This is a genomic window from Pseudoalteromonas sp. SCSIO 43201, assembly GCF_023716725.1.
GTDB lineage: Bacteria > Pseudomonadota > Gammaproteobacteria > Enterobacterales > Alteromonadaceae > Pseudoalteromonas > Pseudoalteromonas peptidolytica.
In genome coordinates, this window is sequence record NZ_CP072683.1 from 3,298,771 (window position 1) to 3,311,522 (window position 12,752).

At 43.5% G+C, this 12,752-nt stretch carries 13 protein-coding genes; 1 reads left to right on the forward strand and 12 read right to left on the reverse strand.

Annotation, left to right across the window (positions count from 1 at the left end):
* Positions 1-308 precede the first annotated feature (308 nt).
* The 11 genes from J8Z24_RS14320 to trmJ all read right to left on the reverse strand — a co-directional run bounded on the left by J8Z24_RS14320 (position 309) and on the right by trmJ (position 10,282).
* Positions 309-1,382, reverse strand: a complete 1,074-nt coding sequence (locus tag J8Z24_RS14320; protein WP_176032601.1) for a phosphotransferase enzyme family protein — start codon at positions 1,380-1,382, stop codon at positions 309-311.
* A 46-nt stretch (positions 1,383-1,428) separates the two neighbouring features.
* The gene (locus J8Z24_RS14325; RefSeq protein ID WP_176032591.1) at positions 1,429-2,310 is read right to left on the reverse strand and encodes a nucleotidyltransferase family protein; all 882 of its coding nucleotides are present in this window, start codon (positions 2,308-2,310) and stop codon (positions 1,429-1,431) included.
* Between the two features lie 94 nt (positions 2,311-2,404).
* Positions 2,405-3,838, reverse strand: coding sequence for an NAD-dependent succinate-semialdehyde dehydrogenase (locus tag J8Z24_RS14330; protein WP_176032590.1), 1,434 nt, complete (start codon positions 3,836-3,838; stop codon positions 2,405-2,407).
* 88 nt (positions 3,839-3,926) lie between these two features.
* Positions 3,927-4,265, reverse strand: coding sequence for an ISC system 2Fe-2S type ferredoxin (fdx, locus tag J8Z24_RS14335; protein WP_125254358.1), 339 nt, complete (start codon positions 4,263-4,265; stop codon positions 3,927-3,929).
* 1 nt (position 4,266) lies between these two features.
* Complete coding sequence (hscA, locus tag J8Z24_RS14340; protein ID WP_252094884.1) at positions 4,267-6,129, reverse strand: Fe-S protein assembly chaperone HscA; 1,863 nt, start codon at positions 6,127-6,129, stop codon at positions 4,267-4,269.
* A gap of 41 nt (positions 6,130-6,170) precedes the next feature.
* On the reverse strand, positions 6,171-6,695 hold the full coding sequence (gene hscB / locus J8Z24_RS14345; RefSeq protein ID WP_176032588.1) for a co-chaperone HscB: 525 nt from the start codon (positions 6,693-6,695) through the stop codon (positions 6,171-6,173).
* A 60-nt stretch (positions 6,696-6,755) separates the two neighbouring features.
* Positions 6,756-7,079 (reverse strand): iron-sulfur cluster assembly protein IscA, encoded by a 324-nt coding sequence (gene iscA / locus J8Z24_RS14350; protein ID WP_125254361.1) that lies wholly within the window; start codon positions 7,077-7,079, stop codon positions 6,756-6,758.
* Between the two features lie 9 nt (positions 7,080-7,088).
* On the reverse strand, positions 7,089-7,472 hold the full coding sequence (iscU, locus tag J8Z24_RS14355) for a Fe-S cluster assembly scaffold IscU (RefSeq protein ID WP_125254362.1): 384 nt from the start codon (positions 7,470-7,472) through the stop codon (positions 7,089-7,091).
* Positions 7,473-7,532: 60 nt separating this feature from the next.
* Positions 7,533-8,747 (reverse strand): IscS subfamily cysteine desulfurase, encoded by a 1,215-nt coding sequence (locus tag J8Z24_RS14360; RefSeq protein ID WP_125254363.1) that lies wholly within the window; start codon positions 8,745-8,747, stop codon positions 7,533-7,535.
* A 23-nt stretch (positions 8,748-8,770) separates the two neighbouring features.
* A complete protein-coding gene (iscR, locus tag J8Z24_RS14365) occupies positions 8,771-9,262 on the reverse strand; it encodes a Fe-S cluster assembly transcriptional regulator IscR (protein ID WP_125254364.1) in 492 nt (163 codons plus the stop codon).
* Positions 9,263-9,553: 291 nt separating this feature from the next.
* A complete protein-coding gene (gene trmJ, locus J8Z24_RS14370) occupies positions 9,554-10,282 on the reverse strand; it encodes a tRNA (cytosine(32)/uridine(32)-2'-O)-methyltransferase TrmJ (RefSeq protein ID WP_128729583.1) in 729 nt (242 codons plus the stop codon).
* Positions 10,283-10,498: 216 nt separating this feature from the next.
* Between trmJ and suhB the strand changes: the two genes are divergently transcribed.
* Positions 10,499-11,302 carry an inositol-1-monophosphatase gene (gene suhB, locus J8Z24_RS14375; protein WP_125254366.1) on the forward strand — a complete coding sequence of 268 codons (804 nt, stop codon included), beginning with the start codon at positions 10,499-10,501 and terminating at the stop codon, positions 11,300-11,302.
* A 267-nt stretch (positions 11,303-11,569) separates the two neighbouring features.
* Here the strand turns inward: suhB and J8Z24_RS14380 are convergent, their stop codons facing one another.
* Positions 11,570-12,745, reverse strand: a complete 1,176-nt coding sequence (locus J8Z24_RS14380) for a mandelate racemase/muconate lactonizing enzyme family protein (RefSeq protein ID WP_128729581.1) — start codon at positions 12,743-12,745, stop codon at positions 11,570-11,572.
* Positions 12,746-12,752: the final 7 nt, after the last annotated feature.

Genomic DNA, 12,752 nt, shown 5'->3' on the forward strand with positions numbered 1-12,752 from the left:
TAGCCTTAATACTTGCTCAATTTGAAGAAGCAAACCTGACGTTAATTGCGTTCAAAATTTCTCATTTAAAACACTAAATAACAAATTTTTTGCCTTCCTGCATGAATGTAGGTAGCTTGGCGATAACAGGACGCAGTAGCGGTGTTAGCAACAAAGTTTTCTCGCCTCAAAATCGCAAACTCAATCAAGCTAATCGGTATCGGTGCTGAGTGTAAACAAGCTAAACCATACCGATTCTAGGTTCAAAAGATTGCGATAAAACCATAAAAAAAGCGCCTAAGCGCTTTTTATCAATACCCTATTTTCAACTAGATAGATTGTATAATTTCTATTAAGTTAGGTTCTTTTTCTAAGACACTCGCATAAAGTGCCAGCTGGTTTTTAGCCCTATCTAGATTATGGCCAGTTCGATGAATAGCAAAATAGTTATCGCCATCCAGGTAGTCGGTCAAAAAACGCAAGCCTATCATTAATGGCATAACTTTAGCGCCAAGAATAAAGCTATCTTTCTCAGCTTTTGTCACGCTAGCTTGCAAAGGTTCAATATAACCCCGAGCGAGTGCCGAAAATATGTTCTCCCTAACTCGTACTTGAGCCAAGTTGGTTGAATCTTCCGGCTCAGGAGAGCAAAAAGTGCGCACCATATCACCAAAATCAAATAGCCAATGGCCAGGCATGCAGGTATCTAAATCAATGACCGCTCTGGCTTGGTCACTATTTGTTGAAAACAGCATGTTATTGATTTTAGTATCATTGTGACAGGCTCTTAACGGTACAGCTTGCTGTACTTTTTGTAATTCATCCGCGAGCGAGAATTGTTGCTGAAAAGCCTCTATTACCTCACCGCACAGCTTAGCTCTATTATGCTCATCTTTCTTTAGCACCTTATTGAAAGTATCAATACGCATCGCCAAATTATGAAAATCAGGGATCACATGATGTAACTGGGTTGCATCAAAATCATTTAGGGCATGAGCAAATTGTCCAAACGCATTTGCAGCGGTTTGAGCCTGCTGTTCGCTTGTAACCACATCTTCACTATAACTGCGACCAATAAATGCAAGCGCACGCCAAACTTCGTCGTTAATATCAACTAAATATTGGCCTGAACTCGTTGCTAAATGCTTAATAATAGCGAGACTATATTCACCATTGAGCGCTTTCGATGTTAAGTGTTGCTCAATGGCACGAGCATTTTCTACTAAATGCTGCGGATTGGGGAACACATTAGTATTGAGCTTTTGTACTACCATGGTTTTCTGGGCGTCTTGCAACAACATTGTTGTATTAATATGCCCATTGCCGATCGGCTTCATTTTTGCTTCTTCACTAATGAGCCCATATTCATCAGCGAGCTGTTGCGCAACAGCTTGATATTCCATATTCACCTCAAAAGAAGATAAATCGAATGTTGTTGTGTGAAGAGGGTTATTTTCCTTGACGTGCTTCATAGATCTTTCTTGCGACAATATTAAGTTCGCTCTTATAGGTTATGCCATACCAATTAGATTTGGCCTGATAGACAGACACCGCTTGCGTGGCAGTATTGATACAGTGTTGAATACAATCTGGCAGATAATACTCGCTTTTGACACCGTTGTCATAATTCTTTAGAAACCCGATAAAGCCACTTTCAAGTGCAGTGAACAACTCAGGTGTAATCCCCCAGAAGGTCATAGAAGACAACGCTCTGGTGTCTAGATAACAAGGCTTTCCTGAAATTTCACCATACAATTGACCGTTCTCTAAACGGATATTGAGCGCCTCTTCAACAGAATGCAGCTTTCCTTCTTCAATTACACAAATACCTCGGTTTACACCACCTTGCTCTGATAGCGTATTAATAATTGGATATGCCACCATTGCCATATTATTGTGGTATTGAAAGTGTTCCACGAGTTGTAAGAACGCATCAGCTCCATAGTAATCGTCCGCTGTAATGACGATGGCAGGTTTATTTACATAAGGTTTGGCACATAGCAGTGCATGTCCAGTTCCCCAAGGTTTATCACGGCCAATTAGACAATCTTGGTAACCCTCAGGTATATCCGTTAACTTTTGCTCCACTAAGGTAACGGTTAACGACTCTGGTAATCTTGGTATGATGACATCTTCGATGTAATCTCGCACTTTATCGTTGACTATCATTATGACATCGCGCACACCAGCTCGGTGGGCATCTATGATGCTCAATTCCATAATGCTCTGGTTAAGATTCGGCAGCTCAGCGACCTGCTTATTACCACCAAATCGACTTCCCAGCCCACCCGCTAAAATAATGAGTGCGGGATATTGATTGATTCCTGTCATTGAAAAAATATCAAAAGTCAAATGAGCGGATTAGTGTACTGAGCTTTTGCATAGATTAAAAGCGAATACGAGTAAGCAAATGAAAATAGTATTTTTAATAAAACTTTTGACACAAATATTTTATTTCCTGATATTCACTCAACCCCTCTTGCGCACCTTCCCGGCCAAGCCCTGAGAACTTTACACCGCCAAAAGGCGCGACAGGATTGGATATGATCCCTTCGTTAATTCCAACCATACCATATTCAAGTGCTGCACTGACTCGTCTGATTTGATTAACTTCATTTGAATAAAAATAGGCTGCAAGTCCTTCTGGTACAGCATTTGCCATTTTCACCGCCTCACTCTCCTGCTCAAAGCTAATAATACTGACAATAGGAGCAAAGATTTCTTCATGGAAAAGCGCCATCGTATTATCTACGCCCGTGATCACCACTGGTGCCATAAACTGGCCAGCTTGGTTATCGCCTTGATAGGCAATATTTGCGCCTTTAGCTAACGCATCCTCGAGTAAGCGCTGTGCTTTTTGCTTTGCCTCAATAGAAATAAGTGGCCCAATGTCAACGCCTTCCTCGAAGCCATTGCCAACCTTAAGTTGTTCAACTTGTCGTGATAACTTGTCAGTGAAATCAGCAGCAATACCTTGTGCAACAAACACGCGATTTGCAGCTACACATGTTTGTCCTGCGTTTCTAAACTTCGCCGCCATCAAGCCACTTATCGCTTGCTCAATGTCGGCGCTATCAAAAATAATAAATGGGGCGTTGCCACCAAGCTCCATGGACGTTCTTTTTACCGTGTCTGCGCATTGTTTTAATAGTGCACTACCTACTTGTGTTGAACCCGTGAACGTAAGCTTTCTTACTTGAGGGGACTGAGTCAAATGCGCCACTAATCCTTTTGAGTCATTAGTAACAAGGACTTGAAAAGCACCGACTTCCATTCCCGCTTGTATCGCAAGCTTAGCTAAAGCGATGGCCGCAAGAGGGGTTTTCTCGGAAGGCTTTAGAATAAAGCTACATCCTGCTGCATAGGCTGGTGCTACTTTTCTGGTGATCATCGCCAGTGGAAAGTTCCATGGTGTGATCCCAAGTACCACACCAACCCCCTGCCGAATGGTAGTTAGCGTATGCGATTGTGAGTGACTAGGGATCACTTGACCATAGGCTCGTTTAGCTTCTTCACTATACCATTCGATAAATCCAGCAGCATAATCCGCCTCAGCAAGCGCTTCTTTAAGCGGTTTGCCTTGTTCTTTAGTCACTATCTCAGCCAGTGCTTGTCGATACTCAACAACCAGCTCATACCATTTTCTAAGTACTTTGCTACGAGTGTGGGCTGTTGAGTTAGAGAGTGTTTCAAAAGTTTCAGCCGCGGCTTGCAGCGCTATATCAGCAGCCTGATTATCTGCCTCAGAAACCTGGGTAATGGATTCACCTGTCGCAGGGTTTATCACATCGACTTGCTGTTTACTGCTATGCGATTGGCCATTGATAAGTGAAAATTCGGGATTACTGATGAGTGACATAGCGTTCCTCCTAGAAAAACAAAAAGCCGTAGTACAAGACTACGGCTTTATTAAATGCGTCATTAACAACCTAGGTTGTTAACTGTACTTAATGGTCTTCATTAACGATATTGAGATTGTACTTTGGAATTTCAACCACCAAGTCTTCATCACTAATTATCGCTTGGCAACCTAAACGTGATTCAGCTTCCAGTCCCCAAGCTTTATCTAGCATGTCATCTTCAAGCTCATCACTTTCTTCTAGTGAGTCAAACCCTTCACGGATCACGACATGACAAGTGGTACATGCACATGACTTTTCACAAGCATGTGGAATACTAATGCCATTTTTTAATGCCACATTAAGCACTGTCTCACCCGTTTTTGCTTCAATTGCAGCACCTTCTGGACACAACTCTTCATGGGGTAAAAAGATAATTTGTGGCATATTACACCTCGTCTACCGACTGCCCTTGCAGTGCTTTCTTAATTGATTGATCCATACGACGTGAAGCAAAATCGCTACTCGCCTGATCGACTTCTTCGATCGCCTTTTTGATTTGCTCTGGGTTTTCTGCACTTTCACGAATGTTAGCAAGCTCTGTCATTGCAGTACGTAGCGTATGAAGTTCGTCTTCCAGCAGCAAGTTACCATCAGTAGCTAATGATGCTTCTAGCGCTTCTAATACTCGTAGCGCTTCAACTTGCTGTTCTTTAAGCATCCGAGCACTCATGTCTTCTTTTGCGTTACTCATTGAGTCTTTAAGCATTTGTGCTACTTGATCGTCACTCAAACCGAATGATGGCTTAACTTGGATCTCAGCTTGAACACCAGTCGATTTTTCTTCAGCCGACACACTCAATAGACCATCAGCGTCCACTCTAAAGGTCACACGAATATGCGCAGCACCGGCAGCCATTGGCGGTATACCTTTGAGACTAAATTTCGCTAAACTACGGCAATCATCAACGAGCTCTCGCTCACCTTGCAATACATGCAGTGCCATAGCCGTTTGGCCATCTTTAAAAGTAGTAAATTCTTGTGCACGTGCAACCGGAATGGTGGTATTGCGCGGAATAATTTTTTCAACCAATCCCCCCATAGTTTCCAAGCCTAAAGATAATGGCAATACGTCAAGCAGCAGCATATCAGAGTCTGGCTTGTTACCTACTAAAATATCAGCTTGAATAGCAGCGCCTAGTGCCACAACACGGTCTGGATCAATTGAGGTTAGTGGCTCTTTGGCAAAGAAGTTACCGACTTCTTCTCGTACTACTGGCATGCGGGTCGAGCCTCCAACCATCACAACTTGTAGTACTTCCTCTTGGATCACATCAGCATCTTTTAACGCACGACGGCAAGAGCGTAAGGTTTTTTTAACCAACGGCATCGCAAGTTCAGCAAATGCTTGGCGCGTAATCGTCACAACAAATTTTTGCTCACGAACAGGTAGCTCAACGTTTACGGTCTCGTAACTTGATAGTGCTTCTTTACAGGCTCTCGCCTTATTGATAAACAGGCGTAGCTCTTTTGGATTTAAATCAAACAGTTGAGTTTGCTGCTTAAAAAAGTCGACCAGCAATGAATCAAAATCATCACCACCAAGGCTCGAATCACCGCCTGTTGATAATACCTCGAACACCCCTTGATTCAGGCGTAAGATAGAGATATCAAACGTACCACCACCGAGGTCATACACCGCGATAACACCTTCTTGGCCAGAGTCTAGGCCATAAGCTACTGCCGCTGCGGTCGGCTCGTTAAGCAACCTCAATACTTTCAGACCAGCAAAATCGGCTGCATCTTTTGTACTTTGTCTTTGCGCATCATCAAAATACGCAGGTACGGTGATCACCGCGCCCATTACATCTTCACCTGCAAAGCTATCGATAGCCCGTTGGTGTAATGTTTTTAAAATTTCAGCGGAGGCTTGTACTGGGCTTACAGCGCCTGTCACAGTTTCAATAGCAAGCGAACCGTTATTATCGACAAAGTTATAAGGCAACTGGCCATAGCTTTGTTCTATTTCAGATTGCGTTTTACCTAAAAAACGTTTTACAGAAATCAGCGTATTAGTCGGGTCTTCAGCAGAAGCAGCTTGGGCTTGTTCACCTACTATAACCTCTGAGTCAGTATACCTTACTACCGAAGGCAACATGGCCTTACCCATTAAGTCGCTCAGGGTTTTTGTTTCGCCACTTTGCACCGTGGCAACAAGAGAGTTTGTGGTACCTAAATCGATACCAATTGCTAATTTATGCTCATGAGGTGCCGCGCTCTGCCCCGGCTCAGCAATTTGCAATAATGCCATAATGCTCTTTTCACTTTAACGTTTGTTGATGTTACACATCATCAATCGAATAAATCATCTTCGATACGTGCTAATTCATCGCGTAATTTGTAGACAAATTTCAGCTTGCGAATATTATCGGCTGCCGCTTCCAATACGTTCGTATCATCGCTTTGAAGCTGTTCAGCAAGGGAGGCGCTAAACTCTATATCTAACGCTTTAATTTGAGTTTCAAATTCTGCAATGGCGCTGTCTGGGTCCGTGGTATTAGGGAGCTCCTCTAATGCTTCACGCAGTTCCATTTGCTGCATTAAAAACAGGGGATCTTGCAGTGTTTGTTGCTCAGCTCTAATATCAACGCCCTTCTCGCTCAGCATATATTCAGCACGCTTAACAGGGTGCTTAAGTACTGCCAGCGCATCGTTAATCTCAGCTGTTTTTTGGACCGCAAGTAGTTTCTCACGCTCACTTTTACCAGCGAACCTATCTGGGTGAACCGCACGTTGTAGCTCCAGGTAGCCTTGATTCAATTTATTTAAATCAACGTGATACTCGACAGGTAAATCAAATAATTCAAAATAACGCATACGCACCTAATACAGCAAAGCCCCACCAAGGCAGGGCTTTAAGCTATTCACTGTTGCAAACTATACGGTGAAGCTTTCGCCACAGCCACATTCGTCTTTCTGATTTGGGTTATTAAATTTAAACCCTTCGTTCAGACCTTCTTTTGTGTAATCTAGCTCTGTGCCGTCAATATAAACTAGACTCTTCGCATCGACGATGAGTTTTACGTTTTTGTCTTCAAAAACCTCATCGCCTTCATCTAAGTCGTCGACAAATTCAAGAACATAAGCAAGACCTGAACAGCCCGTGGTTTTTATACCAACGCGCAGCCCAATGCCTTTTCCACGGTTACTCAAAAAGGCTAATACGCGATTAGCGGCTGCATCTGTTAACGTCACTGCCATAATATTCTCTTACTTCGCTTGTTTACTCTTGTAGTCTGCAATCGCAGCTTGTATCGCATCTTCGGCTAAAATTGAGCAGTGGATCTTCACCGGTGGCAACTCTAGCTCAGCGCTGATATCTGTGTTTTTGATGGTCGCAGCTTCTTCTAATGATTTGCCCTTCACCCACTCTGTTACAAGTGATGAAGATGCAATGGCACTACCACAACCATAGGTTTTGAACTTTGCATCTTCAATGATACCTGTATCAGAAACCTTGATTTGTAGCTTCATCACGTCACCACATGCAGGCGCCCCCACCATGCCAGTTGCAACGTTTGGATCATTTTTGTCTAGAGAACCTACATTACGTGGATTCTCAACGTGGTCGATAACTTTATCACTGTAAGCCATAACTATTTCCTCACTACCTGCTTGCGGCTGGAGCGTATCCAGCCAGCGGCCAAAACTTGCTTAATGGTGTGCCCACTCAACGCTATCTAAATCGATGCCATCTTGGTGCATTTCCCAAAGTGGCGACATCTCACGTAGGCGACCTATTGAATCTTTGATCAGATTGACGGTGTAATCGATCTCTTCTTCTGTCGTAAAACGACCAATACTAAAACGAATTGAGCTATGTGCAAGTTCGTCGTTACGTCCTAATGCACGTAGTACATAAGATGGCTCCAAGCTTGCCGATGTACATGCTGAGCCAGAAGAAACAGCGATATCTTTTACCGCCATCAGTAGGCTCTCACCCTCAACAAAATTAAAGCTAATGTTTACAATGCCAGGTACTGATTGATCGATAGCACCGTTAAAGTAAACTTCATCCATATCCATAACACCATCTAGCAAACGCTTACGCAGCGCGCTGATATGTGCATGGTCTTTTTCAAAATCTTGCTTGGCAACTCTACATGCAGCGCCCAGCCCTACAATCTGGTGTGTCGCAAGCGTACCTGAGCGCATACCGCGCTCATGACCACCACCGTGCATTTGTGCTTCTAAACGCGCGCGTGGTTTACGGCGAACATATAACGCGCCTATACCTTTAGGACCATAAATTTTATGGCCAGAGAATGACATAAAATCGACCTTTAATGCTTGTAGGTCAATTTGCACCTTACCGGCGCTTTGTGCTGCATCAACGTGGAACATAATCTTACGCTCACGACACATTTCACCGATAGTCGCGATATCTTGGATCACACCCAGTTCGTTATTAACGTGCATTACGCTCACTAAAACAGTGTCTTCGCGCATTGCAGCTTCTAACTTTTTAAGATCAAGCAAGCCGTTCTCTTCCACATCCATATAAGTGACTTCAAAGCCTTGGCGCTCAAGCTCACGACACGTGTCTAGCACCGCTTTATGCTCTGTTCGTACCGTGATGATGTGCTTACCTTTCTTTTTATAAAACTGCGCGGCACCTTTAATGGCAAGGTTGTTTGATTCAGTTGCACCAGATGTGAAAACGATTTCACGCGGATCAGCATTGATTAAATCAGCGATATCATTACGCGCCTGATCAACCAGCTCTTCTGCTTGCCAACCGAAACGGTGTGAACGAGAAGCTGGATTACCAAAGTTACCATCCATTGTCAGGCACTGCATCATCTCGTCTGCAACACGCTGATCAACCGGTGCGGTTGCTGCATAATCTAGATATATCGGTAATTTCATTTATCTCTCCGCTTGACGTCAACTTAGAGTTGACAGCTCACTTGAATATTGTCTAATTGCTCAATTGCACGTCTTACGTGCTTGTCTTGTCGCGTTGCTACAGACTGCACATCTGCATCAGCGACTAACTCTGCTAGGGAAATATTATTTAAAAACTCTTCTATTCGCACACTTAGGTCAGACCATAAAGAGTGAGTCAGACAGCGCATACCACTTTGGCAACCACCGCCCTCGCCGTGGCAACGGGTCGCATCAACGGACTCGTCAACGGCATTAATCACATCACCAACAGAAATTGTGTGCGCATCACGGCCTAGTAAATAGCCGCCGCCAGGGCCGCGTACAGAGCTGACTAAACCATGTTTACGTAGACGGGCAAATAATTGTTCAAGGTAAGATAGCGAAATCTCTTGTCTTTCAGAGATATCTGCTAGTGGAACAGGGCCAATACTTGCGTGTAACGCAACATCTAACATTGCTGTCACGGCGTATCTGCCTTTTGATGTTAGTTTCATGCACAATCCCCGCTAATTTACCAAGCCGCAAATTTTAATTACTTGACTAGGATAGTCAAGTATTAACCAAGCATAAAAACGGCTTTAGACCGACAAACCTTGTATGCTTCACCCTAATACCTGAGTAATTTAATCAGGTATTATCGATATTGTAATTACCTGAGTATTTTAGTCAAGTATTACTGTTGAAGATTTATGCAAAAATATGAAGGGTCAATCAAACTATTTTAGGAGGGTCAAAATGAGAAGCACCGGTGTAGAGTGCTCACCGATGCCAACTGAGTGTTCATTTTATTTTTTGGTAGATTTGTCCACTGAACTTAATATCCCACGTAAAATATTAAGCTCTTGATCTTCAGGCCTGGCACGATTGAACAAACGCTTCAGTTTAGTCATCACCATGCCTGGATGCTGTTTAATGATAAAGCCTGTATCATTTAAGGTATTCTCGAGATGCTCGTAAAATAGCTCCATTTGTTTTGATGAAGGATAAATTGTTTCATCAACTTCTTCAGGCTGCTTATCAAGCGTATCCAGATACGTCATTCGTGTTTCATAGGCGAGTGTTTGCACCGCCATTGCAAGGTTCAGCGAGCTATATTCTGGGTTTGCTGGAATACACACATGGTAATTACAAAGCTGTAATTCCTCATTCGTCAAGCCACTATTCTCTCGGCCAAATACTAATGCAACGGGAGCATTTACTGACTCTGCTACTAGTTTTTGCGCACATTCACGCGGGTCGACCATTGGCCATGATAAGGTACGTGAACGAGCACTAGTGCCTATTGTTAAAGCACAATCAGCAATTGCCTCCTGAAGTGTATCGACTTTAATTGCAGCACCAAGTACATCCGTTGCACCGGCAGCCAGCGCACTGGCATGACTGTCCACTTCACACGCAGGATCAACTAAATAGAGTTTAGATAACCCCATCGTCTTCATTGCCCTTGCGACAGAGCCAATATTGCCAGAGTGTGAGGTGTTTACTAATACGATTCGAATATCTTCTAAAGCCATTTACACGAGTCTCAAACAAAAATAATGACGCAGTGTAGCATATCTCAGCGGTGTTAAGCCAAATTCAACTCTGGGGAAATAAAAATCCTATACACAGCATGAATGTACAAAAAACACCCAGAAAAATTCTCTATTAGATGTTTACTTTAGAGAAAAAACCGCTAGAATACGCCGGCTCAAAATGATCCTGTTCTTTTACAACCTAAAGGTAATGCTATGCATCCAATGTTGAACATTGCGGTACGCGCTGCGCGTAACGCGGGTAAGGTTATCCTACGTGCAAGTGAAGATTTATCGCGCGTTGAAGCTACTCAAAAAGGCACCAATGATTTAGTTACAAACATCGATAAAGATGCGGAATCAATCATTCGTGACACTATTTTAAAATCTTACCCTGATCACGCTATTGTTGGTGAAGAATTTGGTCACCACGAAGGCAAAGATGCAGACTACCTTTGGGTTATCGATCCCCTAGACGGTACTACTAACTTCGTTAAAGGTATTCCTCATTATGCTGTTTCTATCGCGCTAAGAGTTAAAGGGCGCGTAGAGCAAGCAGTTGTATACGATCCAATCCGCGATGAATTATTTACCGCTTCTCGTGGTCAAGGCGCGCAGCTAAACAACAAACGTATTCGTGTATCTAAGTCTATTGAATTACAAGGTACTGTGCTTGCAACAGGTTTCCCTTTCAAGCAAAAGCACCATATGGATGCTTACCTAGAAGCGTTCAAAGCATTATTCATTCATACCGCTGATATCCGCCGTGCAGGCTCAGCTGCACTAGATATGGCATATGTTGCAGCAGGTCGTGTGGATGGTTTCTTTGAAATTGGTCTTAAGCCTTGGGATACAGCAGCCGGTGAGTTGCTAGTAAAAGAAGCAGGTGGTATGGTCACTGACTTTGCAGGTGGCGCTAACTTTAACCGTAGTGGCAACATCATCTGCGGCGCACCTAAGCTTTGCCAAGCAATTGTAAAAGAAATTCGCCCAGTATTGACTGAGTCATTGCTAAAATAATAGCGCTGGCTGAGATGAAAAAACCCAAGCATTGCTTGGGTTTTTTTGTGTCTGACTCGGTCGCAACAATAGCAAGCGCTAGCTGTTATTCCAAAACTATACCAATTTTCTTTTTTAAGTGGGCTATTTTGAGACGAGAAAATCTTGTCGATAACACCACTTCCGCGTCCTGCTCTCGCCGAGGTACCTACGTCCTGTAGGCAAGGCAAAAATTTTGCTACTTAGTTGTTCTAAATAAAAATTTTTAACGCTGTTAGCGTCAGATACCTACTTAATTTCCACACGGGCTGAGCGCATTACGATTTCATCGTTTAACTCAATACCAAGCCCCGGCTCTTCTGACACTCTAAAGATACCGTTTTTAGGTTGTGGATCTTGCAAGCACAATTCTCTGTTCCACTTTTTAATTGCATAAGTATGGTGCTCATGGATCAGGAAGTTGGGGATCGCGGTTTCTAAGTGTAATGAAGCCGCGGTTGCGACTGGCCCGCCACAAACATGCGCCTGAATACGAATATCAAAGATATCAGCGTAGTCACATACTTTCTTGGTTTCTGTAAAACCACCACATAAGCCAATATCTGGCTGTAGTACATCAATACTTTGATCTTCAAAATAAGGACGGACACCCCAACGGTTATACAATCGCTCACCACCAGCGATTGGCACAGAGGTTTTGTTTGCTACCTTTGCATGTAAAGAGTGGTTAAGATAATTCACAGGCTCCTCATAATACATACAATCAAATTCTTCAGCGATATCCGCAATTTGAATAGCTGATGTCGCGCCTGGTAGGCTGTGGCACTCAAAAATAATGTCCACTTCATCGCCTACCGCTTCACGAATAGCCTGCATTCTCGCACGGTATAATTTCATTTCTGCGCGTGAAATTAGCTTTGTTCTATCGTAATAAGTGTTGCCATCTTTATCGTACTGAATCGGGTCAACTTTAACCGCATCGTACCCTTCAGCAATGGCTTTATGTGCCGCTTCGGCATATTCGTGTGGTTGCACCAATGCTTTAAACTCGCTATCCCAGTCAAACTGTAATTGTGAGGCATAGGTGCGAAGCTCAGGGTTCACTTTACCACCAAGCAACTGATAAACCGGTAGATTTAAGGCTTTACCTTTGATGTCCCAAAGCGCGGTATCTATTGCTGACATCGCCGCATAAACCACAGGTCCCCCACCTAAACCCCAGAAGCTTTCTCTGAGCATACGTGACCAGAGCAACTCCGTTTGAAAAGGGTCGTGACCAATCAAAAAAGCTTCAGCCATTTCTTTGATCATACTGGCCGCGGCGCTGTGACCAAGGTCGTATGCAAGGCCTGCTTCACCTACTCCTGAAATACCTTCATCGGTGTGAATACGTACAAAAACCGGTGTCCAAGCAGGTCTATCTGGACAATGAATGTCGAAGACTTCGACGCGATTAACTTTCATGTTGACT

Excerpts from the sequence above, each read along its gene's own strand:
- J8Z24_RS14320 (WP_176032601.1), bottom strand. The coding sequence starts at position 1,382 with ATGGAATATCAAGCTGTTGCGCAACAGCTCGCTGATGAATATGGGCTC.
- J8Z24_RS14325 (WP_176032591.1), bottom strand. The coding sequence starts at position 2,310 with ATGACAGGAATCAATCAATATCCCGCACTCATTATTTTAGCGGGTGGG.
- J8Z24_RS14330 (WP_176032590.1), bottom strand. The coding sequence starts at position 3,838 with ATGTCACTCATCAGTAATCCCGAATTTTCACTTATCAATGGCCAATCG.
- fdx (WP_125254358.1), bottom strand. The coding sequence starts at position 4,265 with ATGCCACAAATTATCTTTTTACCCCATGAAGAGTTGTGTCCAGAAGGT.
- hscA (WP_252094884.1), bottom strand. The coding sequence starts at position 6,129 with ATGGCATTATTGCAAATTGCTGAGCCGGGGCAGAGCGCGGCACCTCAT.
- hscB (WP_176032588.1), bottom strand. The coding sequence starts at position 6,695 with ATGCGTTATTTTGAATTATTTGATTTACCTGTCGAGTATCACGTTGAT.
- iscA (WP_125254361.1), bottom strand. The coding sequence starts at position 7,079 with ATGGCAGTGACGTTAACAGATGCAGCCGCTAATCGCGTATTAGCCTTT.
- iscU (WP_125254362.1), bottom strand. The coding sequence starts at position 7,472 with ATGGCTTACAGTGATAAAGTTATCGACCACGTTGAGAATCCACGTAAT.
- J8Z24_RS14360 (WP_125254363.1), bottom strand. The coding sequence starts at position 8,747 with ATGAAATTACCGATATATCTAGATTATGCAGCAACCGCACCGGTTGAT.
- iscR (WP_125254364.1), bottom strand. The coding sequence starts at position 9,262 with ATGAAACTAACATCAAAAGGCAGATACGCCGTGACAGCAATGTTAGAT.
- trmJ (WP_128729583.1), bottom strand. The coding sequence starts at position 10,282 with ATGGCTTTAGAAGATATTCGAATCGTATTAGTAAACACCTCACACTCT.
- suhB (WP_125254366.1), top strand. The coding sequence starts at position 10,499 with ATGCATCCAATGTTGAACATTGCGGTACGCGCTGCGCGTAACGCGGGT.
- J8Z24_RS14380 (WP_128729581.1), bottom strand. The coding sequence starts at position 12,745 with ATGAAAGTTAATCGCGTCGAAGTCTTCGACATTCATTGTCCAGATAGA.